Origin of the sequence: Thalassospira profundimaris WP0211 (genome assembly GCF_000300275.1) — a bacterium.
GTDB classification, from domain to species: Bacteria; Pseudomonadota; Alphaproteobacteria; order Rhodospirillales; family Thalassospiraceae; genus Thalassospira; species Thalassospira profundimaris.
On record NZ_AMRN01000003.1, the window covers coordinates 460,751 to 483,576 of the forward strand.

The window sequence follows — 22,826 nt, forward strand, 5'->3', positions numbered from 1 at the left end:
CTGTCTGCGTATTGTTGCTGCGCGGTGATCCAACCTGCTGACAATTCCTGACAGCAGATACGTGCCAATGTGCATTGGGCGTTTCTTTCTGATCCGTGCTTGTTTATGACTGTTGCATATCACGCATAAACAACACGGGGTCATCATGAGTTTGATCTTTGACGCACCTGCACCGACGACCATTCCGGTTCAGGGCACCGACGACGTTTTCCCGGTAAATCGCATTTTCTGCATCGGCAAAAACTACGCCGAACATGTCCGCGAAATGGGTTCCGATCCTTCGGACACGCCGCCTTGTGTCTTTATGAAGCCGACGGACTGCCTTGTGGTCGGAAATGGTGATTTGCCATACCCGTCGGGCACGGAAGACCTGCATTACGAGGGTGAACTGGTGGCTGCGCTTTCCAAGGGGGGCAAGGATCTGGATCGTGCCGCCGTTGAGGATGCAATTTTTGGCTATGCCGCCGGTCTTGATATGACGCGTCGCGATGTTCAGGCCGGTCTCAAGGACCGTCGCCTGCCATGGGATATGGCAAAATCATTTGATGGCTGTGCGGCCATTTCCGCCATCAAGCCCAAGGCCGATGCCGGCAATCCGCATGCAACCAACCTTAAATTGTCGGTCAATGGCGATGTGCGCCAGAACGACACCACGGCGAAAATGATCTGGCCGGTGGTGGATGCGTTGGTGCACCTTTCGACCCTGATCGAACTGAAACCGGGCGATCTTTTGTTTACCGGAACGCCCGAAGGCGTTGGCCAGGTTGTCCGTGGTGATCGCATGGATCTGGTGATTGTAGATGTCGCGGAACTGTCTGTGACCTTGAAATAGACCCTTCAGGGGATCGTGGGGCAGGGGCCCATCCTCAATCGAGCAAAAACGGAGCCCGTTTTGAAAATCGTAAGCTGGAATATCAATTCCGTCCGACTGCGTATTGAACAGGTCATCAAGTTTCTGAATGATCAGCAGCCTGATGTGCTGTGCTTGCAGGAACTGAAATGCCCCGATGAGCATTTCCCGCATGATGCCTTTGAGGCGGCTGGTTATGTTCATCGCCATAATCACGGCATGAAAAGCTATAACGGGGTTGCGATCATATCGCGCCTGCCGTTTGTCGAAACCGACATCAAGCATTTCTGTGGCAAGGAAGATCGCCGTCACTGCATGGCAAAGTTCGAAAATGGCGTCGAACTTGATAACTTCTATATCCCGGCTGGTGGGGATGAGCCCGATCCGGCAATCAATGAAAAGTTTGCCCACAAGCTGTCCTTCATTGATGAAATGACCAACTGGTGGGGGGAGCGTCGGGCAACCGATCCCAACCGCAAGGCTGTTCTGGTTGGTGATTTCAACATTGCGCCATCGGAAAATGATGTCTGGTCGCACAAGCAGCTTCTGCGCGTGGTCAGTCACACGCCGATAGAGGTTGAAATCCTTGAGAAATTCCGCCAATCGGGCGATTTCATCGATGCTGTTCGCGAAGTGGTTCCCGAACCCGAAAAACTGTTTAGCTGGTGGAGCTATCGCGCACGCGATTGGCGGGCGAGCAACAAGGGCCGTCGACTGGACCATGTCTGGATGACGCCAAACATGGCTGGAACGGTGCGCACAGCATCGGTTTATGACATTGCCCGGGATTGGGAAAAACCATCAGACCACGCACCCGTTGTGGTGGAATTCAATCTCTGAATACGCAGATTAGCCGAGATTTCAAAACAGCGGATCAGGGAAGCCTAATCCGCTGTTTTGTCATGTGAAATAACTTGATTGTCTGGCCGATCAGCGCAACTCTTCTGGTTGAACGAAACCGGATGCGTCCCCATTTGCACCCTAAGGGTTGAATTTCGCGTATTTTCGGTGAGGCACTACGCAGGAAACGGGCAATGAAAAAGATACTGATTGGTCTGGCCGTGATCATCGTTTTGGTCGTCGGGGCCCTCGTCTATGTTTACGTCAATCTTGATAACATCGTGAAATCCACCATCGAAGAGGCTGGCACGCGTGTGACGCTGGCCGATGTCGCGGTTGAAGGTGTGTCGATCGAGCCGACGCAAAATACAGCGGCGATCAATGGGCTTGTGGTCGGCAATCCGGACGGATTCAACTCCGATTATGCGTTCTCGCTTGGCAATATCTCGGTCCGTCTTGATGGTTCGACCCTGACCAGCGACACGATCCGTATCATCGAAGTGGTGGTTGATCAGCCAAGTGTCATTTACGAGCTGGGCAATGGCAGTTCAAACATCGCAACCATCCAGCGCAACGTCGAAGCCTTTGTTCAACGTGTTTCCGGTCCGACCGGGGCGGGTGGCGCTGATGGTGCCGCATCTGGCGACGATGCCGCGGGCGGAACCAAAATCATTATCGACAATGTCTATGTCCGCAACGGTGATGTTGGCGTTTCGGCAGACTTCCTGCAGGGCAAGAAACTGTCTGCCAGCCTGCCGGAAATTCATCTGACCGATGTGGGCAAGGAAGAAGGCGGCGCGACCCCGGCCCAGGTTGCCGGTGAAATCCTGACGGCGATCAATACCGCCGTCTTCAAGGCGGTTTCAAGCTTGAATGTCGATGGCCTGTTGCAGGGCGTCGGTGATCTTGGCAAAGGCGTCGTCGGTGCCATTGGTGGCGCTGCAAGTGGCGGTGGCACCAAGCTGAAAGAAGGTGCCGATGCGCTTGGTGGCGCGGTCAAGGGGCTGTTTGGCGGTTCCTCGGACTAGGTCATCGTGTGATCGTCTTGATCTGATGTGATGTTCGGCCCGATGGATTTGTTTTTGATCCATCGGGCCGCTGTGTTTTTGGCGATAGCGTGATCAAATCAAACAGGCAGGCCGCGAGACCGGATGTCTGTTGATTGTGAATTTTCTCTATCCCACTGCTTTTTTTCATGAATTTGACTTCTATATATCTTGGGTTAGGGATAGTTATATCCACAATCTGTGTTGTCTTGGGGCTTCGACCACGGACGTGAGGTGGATCGAAATTCGGGGTCAGGTCTTTTGATCTGATTATGACAAGAACGGCATGGAACAGGACGGGTCACAAGGCCCGCCATATGGCCTGACAAGACATTGGAAAAAATGTCGGCAGGGTCGAAAAAAATAGAATGGGATTGGGATCCCGATAGTCGGTCAGATCAAGGAGTAACACCGATGAGAGCCAAACTGCTTGCCGTTGTATCCGCCGCCTTTCTGAGCGCGTGCGCGAACATGAACATTCCCGGAGTGCGCGATATGGCCGACGAAGGATCGGCTTTTGACGCAGCTCTTCACCAGAATTATGCAGACCTTGCCCAGGCAGAATATGATGAGGCTGACTGGGCCGATGCACGTTATTTCACCAACCGTTCAAAGACTGCGGCGATGGGCATGGATTCCGGTCCGCAGGCAATTGCCGAACGTAACCTGCCCGAAGGTTCCGAGGCCGAGGTCGAAGTCGCCCGTTCTGACCTGATGGCGGCCCTTGAGGCCGGTGGTCGTGAAAAGGCTGCCAGTGCTGCCGCACGGGCACAGAGCAGCTTTGATTGCTGGTTGCAGGAACTCGAAGAAAACATCCAGCAGGAAGACATTGATAACTGCCGTTCGGCATTCTATCAGGCCCTGGCCATCGTACAGGCCGAACTTGATACCGGCCCGGCCCCGATGGCAGCGATGCCGATGCCGGTTCCGATGAATGTCTATTTCGGGTTCGACAGTGCCGCCATTGATAGCAAGGCGATGTCTGTTGTGAACGGTATTGTCGAGGCCTATGGCAAGTATGATCCGAAAATGATCAGCCTTGTTGCCTATGCTGACCGTGCCGGTGATGCGATGTATAATGACATCCTTGCCAAATCGCGCGTTGATGCGGTGGTCAAGGCATTGCGTGATGCCGGTGTTCCGGCAAGCAAACTTGCAATCAGCATCAGCGGTGAAGCCAATGTGCCGGTTTCAACTGCTGACGGCGTGCCCGAACAGGGCAACCGCGTTGTGACGGTTACTTTCGAAGACGGCATGTAAGCACGTCGAACTAAAAAGGGGATTTCATCCATGCGTCTATTGATTGCACTTCTTCTGCCCTGGTTGCTTTTCTTTACCATCGGGCGTCCGATTGCCGGTGTTATCTGCCTGATCTTGCAGATCACGCTGATTGGTTGGGTTCCGGCAGCAATTTGGGCCGTTTACGCGCTCAGCCAGTATAACACCGACAAGAAAATCAGCAGCGCCATGGGTGGCGGTCAGGAATGATTGAAGCCGTTTGCCCAATGGCAAACAGCAACGATCCCGACATCAGAAGGCAGGCTTTCGAGCCTGCCTTTTTCTTTATCTGACTAGAATGCCGGGCGGGTGTCCTAGTGCAGTTTACGGCGCACACCGCCGATAAACCGGCCAATCAGCCGGGAGATGATAAACCGGGTCAGAAAAAACGTCACCGCACTGGCAACAGATGGCCAATACCACGCCTGTATTTCCGGGCGTGTGCTTTGATCAACCAATCCATAGATGATCGCGGCAAGTGCGCCGGCGGCGAAAAACGCCGTTCTGCGTCGATAGCGGGCAATAAAAGGACCGAGGAGCCACATCGCCTAGTGCTGTCCGCCACCGATGTCACGGGCAAGACGGGCGGCAAAATCGTCGGTCATGCCTGATACGTAATCGAGAATGACCAGGTAAAGATCATAAAGCGACGCCCCGATGGACATGGCATCATTGCCGATCAGTTCACGGACTCGTCCGGTTCGATAGGAAATGTCGGCTTCTGATTGTGCGTGATGCACATCAAGGGCGGTTTTGCAGAATGTTTCGAGCAAGGTTTCAAGATGGGCAAAGGCGCCGACCTCGATCTGGACCTTGCGGCGGTTGAGAATGATCTGTTTTTCGGAGAATGACTTGGCTTGCGCGATCAGGTCATTAAAGGGCCCCTTGGCACATGCCAGCAGATCTCCCTTCCATTCGCCAGCCAGAAGTGCCTCCTCGTTGGCGACAAAGGCGTCAACCAGTGCATCAAGAACACCGGCAATGATTTTACCCCGAAGGAAGGAAATCTTGCGGCTGACATTGGGTTCACGGTTGTACTCGGCCGGCAGGTCATCAGTGATGCAGGGCAGCAGCATCTTTTCAAGAATAGCGAAATCGACAAGTTCCAGTTCAACGCCGTCCTCGATATCGATCAGGGCATAACAAACATCATCAGCAGCCTCGACCAGATAGACCAGCGGGTGACGGCAAAAGGCCTGATCGCCGGTGCGGATCAACCCGGTGGCATCGGCGACTTCTTCAAGCAGGCCGAATTCCTTTTGAAAGGCGCCGAATTTCTTTTTCTGTGGAAAAGGACTTCCAGCGGCTGACCACGGATACTTCAAGAAGCTTGCCAAGGTCGCATAGGTCAGGCGCATTCCGCCGTCATACAGACCGGTCCGTTTGTTGGTCAGAAGGCGGAAACCCTGGGCATTGCCCTCATATGTTGTCAGATCGGCAAACTGTGCCTCTGTCAGGCCTTCGGTGAATTTGGGGTTTGCGTCGACAAACCATTGGCGGATGGCATATTCCCCGGCATGACCAAAGGGCGGGTTGCCGATATCATGGCAAAGTGCGGCTGCCTGTACGATGGCGGCCATATGGTCGGGCTCAATCGCATCGGGCAGGCTGCCCTTTTCATGCAGGCGGTTCCCGACCATCAATCCCAAAGACCGGGCAACACAGGATACTTCCAGACTGTGGGTCAGACGGGTGTGGACATTGTCATTTTCCGGCAACGGATGAACTTGCGTTTTGCGCTGCAAGCGGCGAAAGGCCGCCGAAAAAATGATCCGGTCATAATCCTTGTGAAAATCGGACCTGCCAAATGTACCCACACTGGAATGACGCGACCCAAGCCGAGCTGGAGATAGCAATTGCTGCCAGTTCATCATGGTTGGAAGGCCCCTGTTCCGGATTGCGCGCGCTGACTGTGCGCGCTTCTTTTAAATATGAACCGGCAAATAGTCCATGAAGATATGGAAAATCATTTATTTTCAATGTGTTATTTGGGCAGCGTGTGATGGGTCAGTTTTTTTCGCGTAAATCTATACTTAAGGGTTGAAATTTGATCAGATATATACGATATAAACCAAAGTATAGGTGCAAGGTGGATACTTAAGTATATGCTCTCGCGGCGAGCCCGTCCTCATGGCCAAAGGTTGCGAGGGTGGGCTTTCTCTTTCCAGGATCACTGAAATGCGAATGCTTAAGTTCTCTAACCTTAAAACCAAAACCAAGTTTATGATCGGGGTTGGTTTCCCTCTTCTGTGCCTTATCGGCGTTGGTCTGGTGGCTTCAAACAGTCTCCACAAACTGACGGAGTCGAACCGTTGGGTAAACCACACATACGAGGTTCTCTCGGTTGCTGACTCTATCGTTGCCTCGGCAGTCAATATGGAAACCGGCATGCGTGGCTATTTGCTGGCCGGGAAAGAAGAGTTTCTCGATCCCTACAAGCAGGGCCAGGCGAATACTTATAAAAACATCGCAGAACTGCAGCAGACCGTAAGTGACAACCCGCCACAGGTCGCGCGTCTCGAAGAGGCGGCAAATGTCCTAAAGGATTGGCAGGCCAATATCACCGAGCCCTACATCAAAATGCGTGGTGAAGTGGGCAACGGGCAAACAATGAATGACATCGCCAATATTGTTGGTGAAGCACGTGGGAAGTTGTATTTCGACAAGTTCCGCCAGATCATGGCTGACTTCAGAGCAGAAGAAGCCAAACTGATCGGCGTGCGTAAGGCTGAGAATGCCGAACGCGTCAGCACGACGAACACAATCATCATCGCAACCATCGCGATTGCCCTTGCTGTCGGGATCGGTCTGGCGATTCTGATCGGGAATGGCATTTCCGGGCCGATCAATCGCATGACAGCCGCAATGGCAAAACTTGCTGGCGGCGATCTGGAGGTTGAGATTATTGGCCTTGATCGTGGCGATGAAATTGGCGACATGGCAAAAGCCACCCAGGTCTTCAAAGAAAACGCCCAGAAAATGGAAGAGCTGCAGAAACAGCAAGCCGAAAGCGAAAAACGCGCAGCTGAGCAGCAAAAAGCAGCCATGAACAAAATGGCCGACGAGTTCGAGGCATCTGTTAAGAAAGTTGTTGAGAACGTATCAAGCGCTGCACAGCAGATGCAGACCAGTGCTGGCAACCTGTCCGCGATCGCCGAGGAAACTAACCGGCAGTCGATTTCGGTTGCTGCCGCAACCGAACAGGCAAGTGCCAACGTTGAGTCGGCCGCGTCCGCAACCGAAGAACTTTCGGTATCGATCAACGAGATCAATCAGCAGATTGATGGTGCGTCCGAACTGGCCCAGAGCGCGTCGGTTGAAGCAGACAAAACGAACGACACGATGGTTTCGTTGCAAGAAAGTGTCGAGCAGATCGGAAATGTTGCCTCTTTGATCGAGGACATTGCCTCGCAGACGAACCTTCTGGCGCTTAATGCCACCATCGAGGCTGCACGTGCCGGTGCCGCGGGCAAGGGATTTGCCGTTGTTGCAAACGAGGTTAAAAACCTTGCATCCCAGACGGCCAAGGCAACCCAGGAAATTTCAAACCAGATTTCCGAAATGCAGAGCCGTGCAGATGTGTCGATCAACGCGGTACAAACCATCCGCGAAATGGTCCGCCAGATCAGCGACCGGGCATCGACCGTGGCGGTGTCTGCGCGTGAACAGACGATTGCGACCAATGAAATTTCGCGCAACGTCCAGGAAGCTGCGCACGGGACCACCCAGGTTTCCGCAAGCATCAGCGATGTGACCCAGGCGTCTAACGAAACCGGCTCGATGTCGACACAGGTATTGTCGGCTGCCAATGAGTTGGGCGCACAGGCCAAAACCCTGAGCCAGGAAGTTGACCAGTTCATCAAGCGGATCCGCAATTCCGCCTGATGTCTGAGCGCAAAGAGAAAGGGCAGCCCCACAAGGGCTGCCCTTTTTTTCGTTTCAAAACGGTATTGGTGTCCTTGGTCGGGGCCTTAAAGTCCCTTTTCCATAACGGTATCAAGGCGACGGGCAAAGCTGACCGGATCGGGCAGGGCTTCGCCTTCGAGGATGCGGGCCTGATCAAGCAACAGCAGGGCTGCGTCATGAAGGATCGGGGCCTTGGCATCCTTGGTCGCAATGTCAGACAGCTTTTTGATCAGGCTGTGCTTCGGATTGATTTCAAGGATACGCGGGCTGATTTCATCAACACGGTTGTGCTGTTTCATCAGGCGTTCCATGCGCAGATCCATGCCCATCTCATCGGCAATCAGACAGCAGGCCGAACTGGTCAGGCGATCTGATTCCCGAACGTCCTTGACCCCGGTGCCAAGGGCAACCTTGATCGCGGCAATCAAGGCACTGACCGATGCCTCATTTGCGGCATCATCTTTTTTCTCGTCCTTGGCGTCATCCTTGTCATCTGACTTGATGTCGTTCAGGTCGGCACCGCCACGGGTGACAGATTTGAAGTCTTTGCCATCAAACTGGCCGACAGACGGCATCCAGAATTCATCAACCGGATCGGTCAGAAGCAGGACTTCGATCCCCTTGGCAGCAAAGCCTTCAAGTTGCGGGCTGCGTTTAAGGGCGTCGATATCCTCGCCACTGATGTAATAGATCGCCCTCTGGCCGTCCTTCATCCGTTCGACATAGTCGGCAAGTGTGGTCCAGCCATCGCCATGGGTCGAGCGGAACCGGGCAAGTTTGAGGATACGGTCACGGTTGGTCTGATCTTCGTAAAGGCCTTCCTTGACGACCGAGCCGAAGTTTTCCCAGAAGGTTTCGTACCCTTCCGCGTCTTTCTTGGCCGCGGTTTCAAGTTCGGACAGGACCTTTTTGGTCAGGCCGTTCTTGATCTTGGTCAGAAGCGGATGGTCCTGCAACATCTCGCGCGAGACGTTAAGCGGCAGGTCCTGACTGTCGACCACACCGGATACGAAACGCAGCCACGGCGGCAGCAATTCGTTGGCACCTTCGGTGATGAACACCTTGCGGACATAAAGCTTCAGATGGCCTTTGCGCTGCGGATCATAGAGATCGAACGGGCGCATGGTCGGCAGGTAAAGCAACCCGGTATATTCAATCGCACCTTCGGCCTGATAGTGGATGGTTTTCCACGGATCATCGAACGCGTGCGAGGTGTGCTTGTAGAATTCGTTGTATTGTTCTTCGGTGATCTCGCTTTTCGGGCGGGTCCAGAGGGCGGAGGCCTCATTGAGCGTTTCATCACCGTCGCCCTTCATCAGGACCACCGGAATGCCGATATGGTCGGAATAGGTTTTGACGATATGCCGCAGACGATGTTCGTCTGTGAATTCCTTGTTGTCGTCGGTCAGATGCAGGGTGATCTGGGTGCCACGGCCTTCCATTTCGGCCTCGGCAATGGTGTATTCGCCCTTGCCGTCAGATGACCATTTCCATGCCTGATCATCGCCGGCCTTGCGGCTGACGACTTCGACCTTGCTCGCGACCATAAAGGCGGAATAGAAACCGACCCCGAATTGACCGATCAGGTCGACATCCTTGGCGTTGTCGGATTTCGATACGGCATCAAGGAACTTGGCGGTGCCGGAATTGGCAATGGTGCCCAGGTTTTCGACCAGATCTTCCTTGTTCATCCCGATCCCGTTATCGGCAATCGTCAGAACATTGCGGACATTATCTGTCAGAAGGCGCACCTTGAAATCGGCATCACCAGCGAGCAAATCCGGTTTGGCAATCGCTTCATAGCGCAGCTTGTCGCACGCATCCGAGGCGTTGGAGATCAGCTCGCGCAGGAAGATGTCCTTGTTGGAATAAAGCGAATGGACAACGATATCGAGCAGTCGGCTAACCTCAGCCTCGAACCGCATTTTTTCTTCCGTCATGACCTCTTTTTTCTCCTTTGTTTCAAGCGTCTGTCAGCCTCCTCCGATATTGGCAGAAGGACCGACACCTTAACGGGGTGAACTTTAAACCGAGCTTGATATGCGTCAACGCATCTTGCAGCGCAAGTCTTGTATCCTAAGTATAAATATAGAGGCTTTAATAACAGGGGCGCACGCCACATTCTGGAAGCGTTCCTGAAACTTCCCGAGCAGCAAAAGTGCTAGGGTAATCGGCAGGGTGCAACGCCCTGTCTTGCGTCCAAGGCTTTACACAGGAGGCCGTACCATGAAGGTTCCCGTTCAAATCACCTACCGTGATGTTGATCAGTCTGATGCGCTGGACGAGCGCATTCGTTTCAAGGTGCAAAAACTGGAAGAAACCTTCGATCGCATGACCAGTTGTCATGTTGTAGTGGAACGCCCGCAGGCATCTCATAACCATGGAAACCGTTTTGCCGTGCATTTCGGCATTAATGTGCCGGGCAAGGAAATCATGGTGAAGCGCGACAGTGCCGATCATGCCCATGAGGATGTCTATATCGCGCTGAAAAACAGTTTCCAGGCCGCACGTCGACAGCTCAAGGAATATGCCGACAAGATGCGCAACCACTAAGGTCACTGAATACCTTTAAAAATGAAGCGGGGCGACCGGATGGCTTTGTCGTGTGGTGGCACGAGGTGGTTGGAAAAATGTATCAGCCCGACACCGCCGGGGTTGGGGGATTTAAACAGTGCCGGACTGATACGGGGGGGTGAACCGACCGGGGGGAAGTCGCTTCAGCCACGGAGAGGACGCGCGTTATGCAATCGCCTCAAGAAGATGGTGTTTGCCTTGCGGGTAACGCGCATCGCGCAGTGCGGCAGCCCACCATTTGAAATCGGTCATCATGTGACGAAGGGCGTTATTCGTACCTTCGAGGTCTATCGGGCGACCGGTATCATCGAACTTGTCCCAGGCTTGGGCGAAGCTTATGACATCGCGCAGGGTCACCGCATGCAATTCGGCAAAGACAAGACGCAATTGTTCGACAGCGCGCAGACCACCTGACATTCCGCCATAGGATACAAACCCGACGGGTTTGCGTTTCCATTGTTGCTTGGCGGCATCGATCAGAAGCTTTAGCTCGCCGGTAAAGCTGTGATTGTATTCCGGGGTAACGACGATGAAACCATCGGCCTCGGTCAAGGCAGTATTAAGGTGCGCGACCGCAGGGTGATCAGCCCCAACGTGGGCCGCCGGCAGGTTCAAGACAGCGGGATCAATCATATCAACAGAAAGTTCGTGATCCGATTTTAGGGTTTCAACGACCCAGGTCCCGACCGTGTCGCAAAAGCGGCCTTCGCGCGCACTGCCAAAGATGACGGCGATATTAAATGTCTCCTTCACGGTGTTCTCTCCTTGCCAATTTCGCTTCAATGAGTAAGGTTCTAAAACCTCAACTAATGTTAAGGTCAAGCGCGTTTTGGAACTTTTTCAAAGCTGGCAATGGGAGCAGGGAAAATGGCAGAAAAAGGCGTGTTGCAGCGCTATCTGAGCGTCGGAGAAGTCGCAAGTCGTTGCGGCATTGCCGTTTCGGCGGTGCATTTTTATGAACGCAAAGGTTTGATCAGCTCGATCCGGACCGACGGCAACCAGCGCCGTTTTCACCGCGGCGTGTTGCGCAAGCTCGCCATCATCAAGGTCGCGCAGAAAACCGGTATTCCGCTGTCGGAAATCGGTGCGGCGCTCGATAAGCTGCCTCCCAATACCGTGCCGACCATCAAAGACTGGGAAAAGCTTTCCTCGCAATGGCGCGATGATTTGAATGAACGCATCGAACAATTGACCCGTTTGCGCGATCAGTTGGGTAAATGCATCGGCTGTGGTTGCCTGTCGATTTCCGCATGCCCGCTATACAACCCCGGAGACACGCTTGGCAGTGATGGCCCGGGCGCCAGATTGCTTGAACTCAAGGAAGAATAGGCGGGTTTGCGCGGCATCAGCGGTTTGGGCCGCGATACGCCAGTTTGATGCGCCTTGCGACGGCAGGCAGAAAGCTTGACAGCGCGCTGGTTCGCGTGTTGAAAGGCCCAATGATTGCGATGGCCCGGATCATTGGGCTGTCGATTGGAAAAGTTTGATGCAGATTTCAACCCGAACCGGTCCTCGTATCCTTGCCATATTGGGGCCGACCAACACCGGCAAGACCCATCTCGCCATGGAACGGATGTTGGCACATACGACCGGGATGATCGGGTTCCCGCTCAGACTTCTGGCGCGCGAAAACTATGACCGCGCGGTCGCCAAGGTCGGGAAGGGTGCGGTGGCACTGATTACCGGCGAAGAACGCATCCTTCCCAAAACAGCCCGTTATTTCCTGTGCACGGTCGAGGCCATGCCGGTTGCCAAGCAGGTTGATTTCCTGGCGATTGATGAAATCCAGATGTGTGCCGATCCGGAACGTGGCCATGTCTTTACCGACCGGCTTTTGCATGCGCGCGGACGCCATGAAACCATGTTCATGGGGGCGGAAACCATTCGCCCGGTGATCCGCAAGCTGGTTGATAATGTCGAATTTGATCGCCGGGAGCGGTTTTCGACTCTGACCTATAACGGGGCCAAGAAAATCCAGCGCCTGCCGTCCCAGTCGGCGGTAGTCACGTTTTCTGCCCAGGAAGTTTATGCTGTTGCCGAATTGGTGCGCCGTCAAAAGGGCGGGGCGGCGGTGGTGCTTGGCGCGCTAAGCCCGCGCACGCGTAACGCCCAGGTCGAGATGTTCCAGAATGGCGAGGTCGAGCATCTGATTGCGACCGATGCAATCGGCATGGGCTTGAACCTTGATCTCAACCACGTCGCCTTTGCCGCGATGACCAAGTTTGACGGCAAGTTCAATCGTGGCCTGACCGCGGCTGAAACCGCCCAGATTGCTGGCCGTGCCGGGCGGCACATGAATGACGGCACGTTCGGGGTAACGGGAAATCTTTCGGGGATTGATCCCGACATCATCGAACAGATCGAAGAACACGAGTTCGAGCCGCTTGCAAAAGTGTTCTGGCGCAACGCGCGGCTTGATTTTCGCACCGTGGATGCGCTGCAGAAATCGCTGCGCCGGCGGTCGGATGACCCGACCCTTATTTTGGCGCGCGAACCGGTTGACGAGATCATGCTTGATCATCTGGCGCGCAACGAGGATGTCGCACGCATCGCAACCGCCCCGGATCGGGTGCAATTATTGTGGGAAATCTGCCAGATTCCCGACTTCAGAAATATCCATACCGATGCCCATCCGAGGCTGCTAACATCTATCTATCGCTATCTTGCGAAACCCGGAAGCAAACTGCCCATTGACTGGTTGGGCGAACAAATCTTGCGTCTGGATCGTTATGATGGTGATATTGACCAGTTGTCATCACGTTTGGCAGGTATTCGCGTCTGGACATATGTATCGCATAAGCATCACTGGCTCGAAGATGCCAATCATTGGCAGGAACGCACGCGGGCCATTGAGGACAAGCTCTCAGATGTGCTACATGAACGCCTGACCCAAAGGTTCGTTGACAGACGGACCTCGGTTTTATTGAAAAGTCTCAAGGACAAGTCTGAACTCATGTCTACCATCACTGCGAATGGTGAAGTACAGGTCGAAGGTGAATTTGTCGGCCGTCTTGACGGATTCCGTTTCATTGCTGATGAAACCGATGCTGCTTTTGAAGGCAAGGCGATTGCCAGTGCCGCACGTCGCGCGTTGACCGGCGAAATCGCCCAACGTGTCAAACAACTTGAAACTGACGAAGACGACAAGTTCGCAGTAAACGGCCAGCTTCAGGTGCTGTGGAACGGTTCGCCGGTTGGTGTGCTGAAAAAGGGGGACACGGTTCTGTCGCCCGAAGTTCAGGTCATCGACAGCGAGTTCTTTGACGGTCCGACCCGCGAACGGGTACGCACCCGTTTGCAGAATTTCATCAATTCCCATATCGAAACGCGCCTTAAAATGCTGACCCGCCTGCGCGACTGTCAGTTGTCCGGGCCGATTCGCGGACTTTTGTTCCAGTTGAACGAAGGTCTGGGCTGTGTGCCGCGTTCGGAACTCGAAAGTCTGGTCAAGGACCTGTCTGACGAAGACCGCAAGGCACTTGCCAAGCTTGGCGTGCGTCTGGGTGTTGAAACCGTCCATGTGCTTGATGCGCTCAAACCAGATCCGGTTGAGCTGCGCGGCATTCTGTGGGCGGTGGCACGTGAACTTGATGCCCTTCCGGAACTGCCGCCGGCAGGCCGGACCTCGGTCCCCAATGACCGTGCGAATTCCAAGGGCTTCTATCTGGCTGCCGGTTACATGCCGGTTGGCCCGCTTGCTGCGCGTGTCGACATGCTGGAACGTTTTGCCGCCCTGCTGCGTCAGAAGGCACGTGAAAACGATGGCAAGGTGCGTCCGGATCCTGATCTGCTGTCGCTTTTGGGCTGCACGGTCGAACAGGCCGAAGGTGTTTTCACGGCACTTGGCTGGCGCGCCGAGGTAACCAAGGTCAAGAAATCCGAGCTTGAAGCCAAGGAAGCCGAGAAAAAGGCCGAAGAAGCTGCCAAGGCAGCCAAGCCTGAGGAAGCAAAGCCTGAAGCGGGCAAAGCCGAAGCTGTAACCGCAGAGGGTTCTGAGGCGGCTGCAACCGAAGCCAAGGCTGCTGCCCCGGCCGAAGAAGCTGCACCGGCTGAAGCAAAGGCAGAACCGGCAGAGGTCGCTACGGATGCGTCTGGCGAAGCAACTTCGGAAACGCCGGCGGTTGAAACCGACGCCGATGGTGATGAGCTGGTCGAAGTCAAATACTTCGTCCGTGTCGATCGTCGCAAACGCGGTGGCGGACAAAACCGTGGTGGTCAGCGCGGCCCGCGTCAGGAAGCCCGTGGTGGCGGCAAAGGTGGCCCGAAAGGCAAGGGCGGCAATCGTCCGAACCAGGGCGGCAAAGGTGGCCGTGGTGGCAAACCGGGCGGTGGTCGCAATCAGGCCCCGGAAAAAGCCAACCAGATCAATGAAGATTCGCCGTTTGCCAAGCTTAAGGAAATGCTTGAAGCCAAGGGCTGATCGTTTCAGATATCATGTCTCGAGCGGCGACCCTTGTGGGTCGCCGTTCTGCTTTCCAACTGTATAATATCCCGTTGATTTCAGGGAATCGGTGGCCGTGAAGGAACAGGCAGAGAAGCTTCGTATTGATAAATGGCTTTGGCATGCGCGGTTTTACAAAACCAGATCGCTCGCCAGCAAGGCTTGCCAAGCCGGGCATATTGTTCTGAATGGTCAGTCGGTTTCCAAGGCCAGCGTCACGGTGGTTGCCGGTGATCGCCTGCAGTTCTTTCAGGGGCCGCACCTGCGCGTTGTCGAGGTTGTCGCCCTTGGAGAACGACGTGGGCCAGCGCCCGAGGCCCAGGCGCTTTATGCCGATCATTCCCCGCCGCGAACACCCAAAAAAGAAGTGGCTTCGGATATCCGTACCGCACCTGTGGCCGAACGCGGAGCGGGGGCAGGGCGTCCGACAAAGGCCGAGCGACGGGCACTGGATCGCTTGCGCGGTGATGGCAGTAATGAATAGTATGTGCTGGTATCGCTAATATGTATCCCATAACTGACCCGTGCCCGTTTACACGGGATGGAATGGATCACATCAGGTTGTAATCTCGTCACGATTTTCTTGCTTTGGCTGGGGCAATCCGGTATGCATCCTATCTGATTGTATATGCCCCATACTTTGGGGTGGTAGGTTTTGTGAAGATCTGGAGCTCGCCTGCGTGATGAGACGTCGGTCTCGATTGAATATCGGTACATTGTCGCACTTGCGCACCGGCCGTTTCGCACTGTTGATCACAGCGTTGGTGATCAACCTGCTGACGCTTGCCCTGCCGATTACCCTTTTGCAGGTCTATGACCGGGTCCTGCCACACAGTTCCATACCGACACTGACCCTTTTGATTTTCGGGGTGCTGGGCGCGCTTGTGCTTGAGGCGATCCTGCGTCTTGGCCGGGCTTATATCTCCTCGCTCTCGGCGGCGAAGTTTGAACATTACAGTTCCCAGCAGGCGGTCGGACATTTGCTGTCGGCAAGCTTGACCGACTATGGCAAAACCGCACCGGGTCTTCATCTGCAGCGCCTTAACAGCCTGAATATGCTGCGCGACTTCTATTCCGGACAGGCAATTGGTGCGGTTGTCGATCTGCCGTTCATTGTTTTGTTCCTGGCCCTGATTGCAGTGATTGGCGGTCAATTGGTGCTTGTGCCGCTTGGTATTCTTGCAGCCTTCTTTTTGACGGCAATGTTTCTGGGCCACCAGTTGCGGGGCGCACTTGATGATCGCAGCCAGTCAGATGAACGGCGCTATAACTTCATCATCGAAACCCTGACGGGCATTCACACCATCAAATCGATGGCGATGGAAAACCTGATGATCCGCCGACATGATCAGCTCCAGACACAATGTTCGGGTGATGATCTGCGTGCCGCACGCTCGGCCCACACAGCGGTCAATGCCAGCGCGACCTTTTCGATGCTGACCATGGTGCTGGTGGCTTCTGTCGGGAGTGTTTTTGTGATTAACGGGACTTTGACCGTCGGTGGGCTTGCTGCCTGCACGATGTTGTCGGGCCGTTCGATCCAGCCGCTTCAGCGTGCCATGACCCTGTGGACGCAATTCCAGAACATTCGCGTTGCGCGCCAGCGCGTCAACGAGCTGTTTGAAATCGAAGAAGAAGACCAGCTTGGGGCCGCGGAAATGCCGTTGCTTGATGGCAAGATCGAGTTGCGCAATGTCGCGTTTTCCCATGCGGATGGCAAAAAGATCTTCGAAAACCTTGATCTGGTCGTGGAGCCGGGCGATTCCATCGCCATTACCGGCGACAACGGCACCGGCAAAACCACACTTTTGTGGCTTCTGATGGGGGCCTTGCGCCCGGATCGGGGTGAAGTGCTTTTGGATGGCAAGGACCCGGCCGATTACACCGCCGAGTCCACCCGTCGTCAGATCGCCTATCTGCCGCAGCATGGCGTGATGTTCAAAGGCACGATCCTTGAAAACATCACCGGGTTTCGCAAGGAAATCGGCGTCGATCGCGTGATCGAGATTTCGCGGCGTCTTGGGCTTGATGACATCGTCATGCGCATGCCCGAAGGCTATGACACGGAAGTTGGTGGTCAGGCATCCGAAACCCTGCCGCGCGGCGTAAAACAGCGCATCGCGGTTGCGCGCGCCCTGATTGATTACCCACGCATTGTCCTGTTTGACGAAGCCAACAGTTCGCTTGATATGGCGGGTGACAACATCATGACCAGCCTGATGGTGGAGCTTAAAAAGCACTGCACGCTGGTAATGGTGTCACATCGCCCATCCCTGATTGCCATGGCCAACAAGCAATACCGTCTGATCGACAAGCATCTTGTGCCTGTTTTGCGTCGTACCAATAAAACTGCGGAGACGGCCAAAAACACTGGCACCCGGGCAGCAGCGGGGTCGAAGGCATGATGAAAAAGCTCGAAAACATGGACTATGCGATGAACTATCGGATGGGGCTGGAAAGCACCGATGCGCTGTCCGATTTCGACGCATGTGTCTGGCCGCTGCTTCAGGCGCTGGGATGGCGCGGATTGCCGCGTCAGGTCGCCGAGGCGCTGCCACATATGGATCAGGCGCTTGATCTGACCGATTTCCGCAATGTCATGGCGCATCTGAACTATCAGTCGCGCGAAATCGACGCGACGCTTGACCTGATCGACGAACGCCTGATGCCGTGCCTGTTTGTCCCGGACGAGGGAACGGCCCTTGTCGTGATCCGGCCCGAAGAAAACGGTGTGCGCGTCTTTGACGGTGGCACGGATCGGGAAATGGTCATCAGGCTGTCGGCCCTTCCGGGCAAGATTTATCAGTTCTCGGCGGCGGATCGTCGTGAACGTTATCTGGAAGATGACAAGCGCGGCTGGTTTGGGGGGATTGCCGACCGGTTTTCGGGGCTGCTTCATCAGTTGCTGGCGATGACGTTTGTTTTGAACATCCTGGCACTGGCGACCCCGATTTTCGTCATGGGCATCTATGACCGGGTCATCGGCACGCGGTCAATCCCGATGTTGATCCAGTTTTCCATCGGGATCGGCATCGTCCTGATCCTGAGCTGGGTTTTGCGCACACTTCGCAGTCAGATCGTCAGCCACTTTGGTGCGCGTCTTGATACGCTTGTCAGTGGTGCCATTTTCGAACGGTTGTTGTCCTTGCCGCCGGCCTTTACCGAACGTGCGCCGGTGGGGGTGCAGATTTCACGTATTCGCGACTTTGAAAGCGTGCGTGAATTTTTCACCGGGCCAATGGCACTGGTGATTATGGAAATGCCGTTTGTACCGCTTTTCCTGATTGTCATGTTCTATCTTGGCGGCTGGCTGGCATTGATTCCGATTGCATTGATCGGTGTATTCGCACTGATCGGCATCGTTGCCTTTCCGGTTGTCGCACGCCGCGTTTCCGAACTTGGTCGTCATGGCGCCAACCGTCAGGAATTCCTGGTCGAGACCGTCGGCAAGATGTCGGCACTGAAATACACCGCATCCGAGCAACGCTGGTTGGCACGCTTTCGCGATATTTCCGCTGATACGGCTTATTCCGGCTATCGGGTGGCGATGGTCAATAACGTCATCAATACATTGGCCCAGGTTCTGATGATTACGTCCGGCGCGCTTGTGCTTGCCTTTGGTGCGCAGCGGGTGATGGAAGCCCAAATGAGTGTCGGTGCGCTGGTGGCATCGATGATGCTGGCCTGGCGGGTTCTTGGCCCGATCAATCAGGCGTTTCTCGGCATGCCACGGCTGGCGCAGTTGCGCGGCAGTGTGCGCCAGATCAACCGCCTGATGACCATTGCGCCTGAAGGGGATCTTGTCCCACGTTCGGTCGAACAACATCGCTTTGACGGGGCAGTGACATTTTCACGGGTCAGTTTCCGTTACAGTGCGGATTCCGATCCGGCCCTGGTCGGGGTCAATTTCGATATCAAACCGGGTCAGGTGGTTGCCGTGGTCGGGGCGAACGGGGCAGGGAAATCATCGCTGATCAAACTGATTGCCGGGATGTATCAGCCGCAGGCGGGGGCTGTTTTGATTGATGGTGCGGATATCCGTCAAATGGACCCGCAAACCCTGCGTCAGGCCATTTCCTATGTGCCGCAGGATATCGAGTTTTTCCGGGGGTCGATTGCACAAAACCTGCGTTTGGCCAATCCGGTCGCGACCGATGATGATCTGCGTATGGCCTGCATGTCAGCGGGGATCCTTGATGAGGTCGAAGCACTTCCCAACGGGTTCAAGACCCGTGTTGGTGATCAGCACTCATCGCGCTTCTCGGCCAGTTTCCTGCAACGACTTGCGCTGGCGCGTGCGTTTGTGCGCGAAGCGCCAATTATCCTGTTTGATGAACCCACCAATGGTCTCGACCAGCGGGCCGACCGTGCCTTCCAAAGCACGATCAATCGTCTGCGTGGCGGTTCGACCATTTTCCTGATTACCCATCGACCAAGTCATCTGGATTTGGCGGACCGCATTCTTGTGCTTGAAGGCGGACAGTTGCGCGGCGACGGGCCGCCCGAACGGATCAAGCAGCAAGTGATAGACGGAGGCTACCTATGAGTGAAGCAGCAGTTCAGGATACTGCGATCCAGCGGTTCCGGCGATCCCGGCGCATGGCGCGGTATTTGTCGCATGCGGTCCTGCTGGAAGAAGGCGGGATTTCCGTCTTTGTGCGTTCTGCGATGGTGATGCTTTCGGTTGGCTTCCTTGCCTTGATTGCATGGTCTGCAACCACCGAAATCAAGGAAACTGCGATCACATTCGGGCAGGTCATGCCAACAAGTGCGGTCAACAAGATCCAGCATCTTGAAGGCGGCATCATTGAGCAGATCATGGTGCGCGACGGTGACCTTGTGGAACAAGGACAGGTTCTGATCCGCCTCAAGGCCGACGGGGCGCAGGCGGAACTGTCCCAGACCGAAACACGGCTTGGCAACTTGCAGCTTGAAGCCGAACGCTACCGCGCCCTGGCCGAAGGCCGCGAACCGGATTTCACCACCCTGATGGTGCAATATCCGGAACTTGCGCAGAATCAGGATGAGATTTATCGCATCCAGACCGAGCTTGATGCCAACCAAAGCGAAATCCTTGAGGTCCAGATCAAGGAACGCAATGCCGAACTGGCCCAACTGAGCGAGCAGGAAGCAACCCTTCGCAAATCGGTTGATCTGCTGAGCCAGGAAGTCACCATGCGCCGGTCGCTCTATGAGCAGGGGCTTAATTCCAAGGTGCTGTTCCTCAATATCCAGCGCGAACTGAACGAAGCCCAAGGCAACCTTTCGGGCGTGATTGCCGAAAAGGCGCGGGCGCGCGAAACCATCGCCGAGGCAAATTTGCGCCTGAACGAGCTTGAAAAAACGCAACGCGAAGAGGCCATTACCGAACTTGGCCGTCTGGGCGGCGAAATTGCTCAGGCCCGCGAAGCGCTGCGCAAACTGCGGGATCGCGTCGACCGGCTTGAAATCATTGCGCCCACTCGCGGCTATATCAAAGGCCTTCAGTTCACCACGATTGGCGGGGTGATTGCGCCTGCACAGGTGGTGATGGAGCTGGTGCCGGTTGATGATGTTTTGATCGCCGAAACCCGCATTTCAACCGAGGATATCGGCCATGTTCACCTTGGCCAGCCGGTCACGGTCAAGGTCAGTGCGTTTGATTTCATCCGCTATGGCGGGATAAACGGTGAATTGGTATCGATATCGGCCTCTACTTTTGTTGATGAGGATGGACGTCCGTATTATAAGGGCAAGGTTGCGCTGGAAGCCGATGCTGTCGGCGAAGGTGCTTCAGCTCAGAAGATCATTCCCGGTATGACGGTTCAGGCCGATATCCAGACCGGGGAGCGGACTCTCCTTCAATATCTGTTGAAGCCGGTCTATGTCTCGCTTGATCAAGCGTTTAGCGAACGCTGAGCAATTATCTGGTCCCGCTGGAAATGGTCCCCATTTCTACTGCCTGGCCGTACATTTCGCTGGTTGTCACCAGTGAATCTATACTATGGTATAGAAGTGTAGGTTGGGGCTATCCCGTCCTGCACTTTACGGAGAATGGGTTAGATGGCGGACGACGCGCGCGATACTGAAAATTCCCGCTCTGACGATGGTCGGAGTGATCTTGACCAGCAGGCCTCGACAGAGGATCTGGAGCGTTCGCTTGGTCAGGATGGCGAAAGTGATGAACTGGTCGAATTGCATGACGACCAGGACAGTTCCGCGCGTCCGCAGGAACAGGAATTGGGATCGGTTCATTACGGTACCCAGATCCGAAATCCGCAAGGCGAAGAACAACAGGCTTTCCAGCGCCAGAATGCCGCAGCCCAGCGTCAGGAACGTGCGCAGGCCAGAGAAGCCACCGAACAACAGACCATTTCCCTGAACGAGGCGGCCGAGATCGAAAACAATCTCGATACCGGCGCTGATACATTCCAAAGCAATCTTGGATCTGATGGGGCCGATGACCTGTCCCTGCAATCGGAGCCGAGCACGGTTGATTTGCCGGAAATCCCGCTTGCGACCAATGATACCAACGCGCTGCGCGGTGAGCGCGAAGAACCTGGCCCGGGCGCGGACGAAGGTCTTCGGCCCGAATTCATTCCCCCCGTTGAACAGGCAGCAGCGCCAGAAGCCGTGGTTGCCGAAGACGAGCTTGAAGAAGAAGACGAGCTTCTTCTTGAGGATGAACTTGATACCGAGGACGAGCTCGAGGTTGAAGACCCCAAGGTGGCTGATGCGCCGTCTCTGAGTGCGGATGATGTCACCGGTGCCGAAGACAGTGCGATTGCCCTTGATCTGTCGGCATCGCTTAATGACCTTGATGGCGGAAGTGAAACGCTCACCATCACGATTTCCGGTTTGCCCGACGGTGCTGTTCTTTCGGCTGGTACCGACAATGGCGATGGTACCTGGACCCTCACGCTAGGACAACTGAGCGGTTTGACCCTGACGCCGCCGGATAACTTCAGCGGATCGATTGATCTCGACATATCGGCAACCAGTCGCGAAGCCAATGGCAGTGTTGCGACAACAAACGCCAGCTTCACCGTCGACGTCACCGGTGTTGCAGACGGCGCAACGCTTGATGTTTCCGATGCCAGTGGTACTGAAGACAGCGCGATCGCGCTTGATATCGATACCGAACTTCTAGATGGCAGTGAAAACCTCGCGATCACCATTGAAGGTGTGCCGGATGGCGCGACGCTCTCTGCCGGGACGGATAATGGGGATGGCACCTGGACGCTGAGTGCGGATCAACTCGAAGGCCTCACCCTCACGCCTGCGGAAAACTTCAGTGGCGAAATCGATCTTTCGGTTCTGGTTTCGACCACCGATGGCGATGATACCGCCGTTGTGATGCAAAACCTCACTGTTGACGTCGAAGGCGTCGCCGATACACCGACGCTGGATATCAGCGATGCATCAGGCAACGAAGACGCAGCCATTGCACTTAATATCGATGCGGGCCTGACCGACAATTCCGAAATACTCACCATCACGATAAGCGGCGTTCCGGATGGTACTTCGCTGTCTGCCGGGACTGACAACGGTGACGGGACATGGACGCTAAGCTCTGAGCAACTTGCAGGACTGACGATCACCCCGCCTGAGGATTTCAGCGGATCATTCGATCTTGGTGTGACGGCAACTTCAGCAGATGGATCGGATGTTGCGACAACGACCAGCTCAATCACCGTTGATGTGGCTGGCGTTGCAGATGCACCGACGTTGGATGTTTCTGACGCCAGCGGGAACGAAGACAGCGCCATCGCGCTTGATATTGATGCGGGTCTGGCTGACAGCTCCGAGACACTCACAGTTACAATCAGCGGCGTTTCGAACGGCGGGACCTTGTCGGCTGGTGCCGACAACGGTGACGGGACTTGGACGTTGAATTCGGATCAGCTGGCAG

General features: G+C 55.1%; 18 protein-coding genes. 14 read left to right on the forward strand and 4 right to left on the reverse strand.

Features of this window, described 5'->3' with window-relative positions; genetic code table 11:
• Positions 1-145: 145 nt before the first annotated feature.
• The 5 genes from TH2_RS08840 to TH2_RS08860 all read left to right on the forward strand — a co-directional run bounded on the left by TH2_RS08840 (position 146) and on the right by TH2_RS08860 (position 4,224).
• Positions 146-832, forward strand: a complete 687-nt coding sequence (locus tag TH2_RS08840; protein ID WP_008890073.1) for a fumarylacetoacetate hydrolase family protein — start codon at positions 146-148, stop codon at positions 830-832.
• 60 nt (positions 833-892) lie between these two features.
• Positions 893-1,690, forward strand: a complete 798-nt coding sequence (xth, locus tag TH2_RS08845) for an exodeoxyribonuclease III (protein WP_008890074.1) — start codon at positions 893-895, stop codon at positions 1,688-1,690.
• A gap of 161 nt (positions 1,691-1,851) precedes the next feature.
• Positions 1,852-2,718, forward strand: a complete 867-nt coding sequence (locus tag TH2_RS08850) for a DUF748 domain-containing protein (protein ID WP_476686691.1) — start codon at positions 1,852-1,854, stop codon at positions 2,716-2,718.
• Positions 2,719-3,150: 432 nt separating this feature from the next.
• Positions 3,151-3,996, forward strand: coding sequence for an OmpA family protein (locus tag TH2_RS08855; RefSeq protein WP_008890076.1), 846 nt, complete (start codon positions 3,151-3,153; stop codon positions 3,994-3,996).
• A 30-nt stretch (positions 3,997-4,026) separates the two neighbouring features.
• Complete coding sequence (locus TH2_RS08860; protein WP_008890077.1) at positions 4,027-4,224, forward strand: YqaE/Pmp3 family membrane protein; 198 nt, start codon at positions 4,027-4,029, stop codon at positions 4,222-4,224.
• A 104-nt stretch (positions 4,225-4,328) separates the two neighbouring features.
• Here the strand turns inward: TH2_RS08860 and TH2_RS08865 are convergent, their stop codons facing one another.
• Together TH2_RS08865 and TH2_RS08870 are read right to left on the reverse strand one after the other, a co-directional pair.
• Positions 4,329-4,559: a hypothetical protein gene (locus TH2_RS08865; protein ID WP_008890078.1), complete on the reverse strand. Its 231-nt coding sequence runs from the start codon at positions 4,557-4,559 to the stop codon at positions 4,329-4,331.
• Between the two features lie 3 nt (positions 4,560-4,562).
• The gene (locus TH2_RS08870; RefSeq protein ID WP_008890079.1) at positions 4,563-5,888 is read right to left on the reverse strand and encodes a deoxyguanosinetriphosphate triphosphohydrolase; all 1,326 of its coding nucleotides are present in this window, start codon (positions 5,886-5,888) and stop codon (positions 4,563-4,565) included.
• Between the two features lie 304 nt (positions 5,889-6,192).
• Here TH2_RS08870 and TH2_RS08875 point away from each other — a divergent pair, with 304 nt between their 5' ends.
• On the forward strand, positions 6,193-7,899 hold the full coding sequence (locus TH2_RS08875) for a methyl-accepting chemotaxis protein (RefSeq protein ID WP_167549071.1): 1,707 nt from the start codon (positions 6,193-6,195) through the stop codon (positions 7,897-7,899).
• 86 nt (positions 7,900-7,985) lie between these two features.
• Here the strand turns inward: TH2_RS08875 and htpG are convergent, their stop codons facing one another.
• Entirely contained in the window at positions 7,986-9,860 is a 1,875-nt protein-coding gene (gene htpG, locus TH2_RS08880) for a molecular chaperone HtpG (RefSeq protein WP_008890081.1), read from the reverse strand.
• A 286-nt stretch (positions 9,861-10,146) separates the two neighbouring features.
• Between htpG and TH2_RS08885 the strand changes: the two genes are divergently transcribed.
• A complete protein-coding gene (locus TH2_RS08885; RefSeq protein ID WP_008890082.1) occupies positions 10,147-10,473 on the forward strand; it encodes an HPF/RaiA family ribosome-associated protein in 327 nt (108 codons plus the stop codon).
• Positions 10,474-10,659: 186 nt separating this feature from the next.
• Here TH2_RS08885 and TH2_RS08890 read toward each other — a convergent pair whose 3' ends face one another.
• Positions 10,660-11,247 carry an NADPH-dependent FMN reductase gene (locus tag TH2_RS08890; RefSeq protein ID WP_008890083.1) on the reverse strand — a complete coding sequence of 196 codons (588 nt, stop codon included), beginning with the start codon at positions 11,245-11,247 and terminating at the stop codon, positions 10,660-10,662.
• A gap of 114 nt (positions 11,248-11,361) precedes the next feature.
• Here TH2_RS08890 and soxR point away from each other — a divergent pair, with 114 nt between their 5' ends.
• From soxR to TH2_RS08925, 7 genes are all read left to right on the forward strand, one after another.
• Positions 11,362-11,823 (forward strand): redox-sensitive transcriptional activator SoxR, encoded by a 462-nt coding sequence (soxR, locus tag TH2_RS08895; RefSeq protein WP_008890084.1) that lies wholly within the window; start codon positions 11,362-11,364, stop codon positions 11,821-11,823.
• A gap of 157 nt (positions 11,824-11,980) precedes the next feature.
• On the forward strand, positions 11,981-14,914 hold the full coding sequence (locus TH2_RS08900; RefSeq protein WP_008890085.1) for a helicase-related protein: 2,934 nt from the start codon (positions 11,981-11,983) through the stop codon (positions 14,912-14,914).
• A 97-nt stretch (positions 14,915-15,011) separates the two neighbouring features.
• Complete coding sequence (locus tag TH2_RS08905; protein WP_008890086.1) at positions 15,012-15,419, forward strand: RNA-binding S4 domain-containing protein; 408 nt, start codon at positions 15,012-15,014, stop codon at positions 15,417-15,419.
• A gap of 199 nt (positions 15,420-15,618) precedes the next feature.
• The gene (locus tag TH2_RS08910; protein ID WP_040823115.1) at positions 15,619-17,340 is read left to right on the forward strand and encodes a peptidase domain-containing ABC transporter; all 1,722 of its coding nucleotides are present in this window, start codon (positions 15,619-15,621) and stop codon (positions 17,338-17,340) included.
• On the forward strand, positions 17,337-19,481 hold the full coding sequence (locus tag TH2_RS08915) for a peptidase domain-containing ABC transporter (RefSeq protein ID WP_008890088.1): 2,145 nt from the start codon (positions 17,337-17,339) through the stop codon (positions 19,479-19,481). The genes TH2_RS08910 and TH2_RS08915 overlap by 4 nt, the downstream gene beginning before the upstream one ends.
• Positions 19,478-20,833, forward strand: coding sequence for an HlyD family type I secretion periplasmic adaptor subunit (locus tag TH2_RS08920; RefSeq protein ID WP_008890089.1), 1,356 nt, complete (start codon positions 19,478-19,480; stop codon positions 20,831-20,833). Before TH2_RS08915 ends, TH2_RS08920 begins: the two co-directional genes overlap by 4 nt.
• A gap of 144 nt (positions 20,834-20,977) precedes the next feature.
• A partial coding sequence (locus tag TH2_RS08925) for an autotransporter outer membrane beta-barrel domain-containing protein (protein ID WP_008890090.1) occupies positions 20,978-22,826 on the forward strand: 1,849 nt, incomplete at its 3' end.

What these genes read in the sequence shown, in the direction of transcription:
- TH2_RS08840 (WP_008890073.1), top strand. Translation starts at nt 146, where the DNA reads ATGAGTTTGATCTTTGACGCACCTGCACCGACGACCATTCCGGTTCAG.
- TH2_RS08855 (WP_008890076.1), top strand. Translation starts at nt 3,151, where the DNA reads ATGAGAGCCAAACTGCTTGCCGTTGTATCCGCCGCCTTTCTGAGCGCG.
- TH2_RS08860 (WP_008890077.1), top strand. Translation starts at nt 4,027, where the DNA reads ATGCGTCTATTGATTGCACTTCTTCTGCCCTGGTTGCTTTTCTTTACC.
- TH2_RS08865 (WP_008890078.1), bottom strand. Translation starts at nt 4,559, where the DNA reads ATGTGGCTCCTCGGTCCTTTTATTGCCCGCTATCGACGCAGAACGGCG.
- TH2_RS08870 (WP_008890079.1), bottom strand. Translation starts at nt 5,888, where the DNA reads ATGATGAACTGGCAGCAATTGCTATCTCCAGCTCGGCTTGGGTCGCGT.
- TH2_RS08875 (WP_167549071.1), top strand. Translation starts at nt 6,193, where the DNA reads ATGCGAATGCTTAAGTTCTCTAACCTTAAAACCAAAACCAAGTTTATG.
- htpG (WP_008890081.1), bottom strand. Translation starts at nt 9,860, where the DNA reads ATGACGGAAGAAAAAATGCGGTTCGAGGCTGAGGTTAGCCGACTGCTC.
- TH2_RS08885 (WP_008890082.1), top strand. Translation starts at nt 10,147, where the DNA reads ATGAAGGTTCCCGTTCAAATCACCTACCGTGATGTTGATCAGTCTGAT.
- soxR (WP_008890084.1), top strand. Translation starts at nt 11,362, where the DNA reads ATGGCAGAAAAAGGCGTGTTGCAGCGCTATCTGAGCGTCGGAGAAGTC.
- TH2_RS08900 (WP_008890085.1), top strand. Translation starts at nt 11,981, where the DNA reads ATGCAGATTTCAACCCGAACCGGTCCTCGTATCCTTGCCATATTGGGG.
- TH2_RS08910 (WP_040823115.1), top strand. Translation starts at nt 15,619, where the DNA reads ATGAGACGTCGGTCTCGATTGAATATCGGTACATTGTCGCACTTGCGC.
- TH2_RS08915 (WP_008890088.1), top strand. Translation starts at nt 17,337, where the DNA reads ATGATGAAAAAGCTCGAAAACATGGACTATGCGATGAACTATCGGATG.
- TH2_RS08920 (WP_008890089.1), top strand. Translation starts at nt 19,478, where the DNA reads ATGAGTGAAGCAGCAGTTCAGGATACTGCGATCCAGCGGTTCCGGCGA.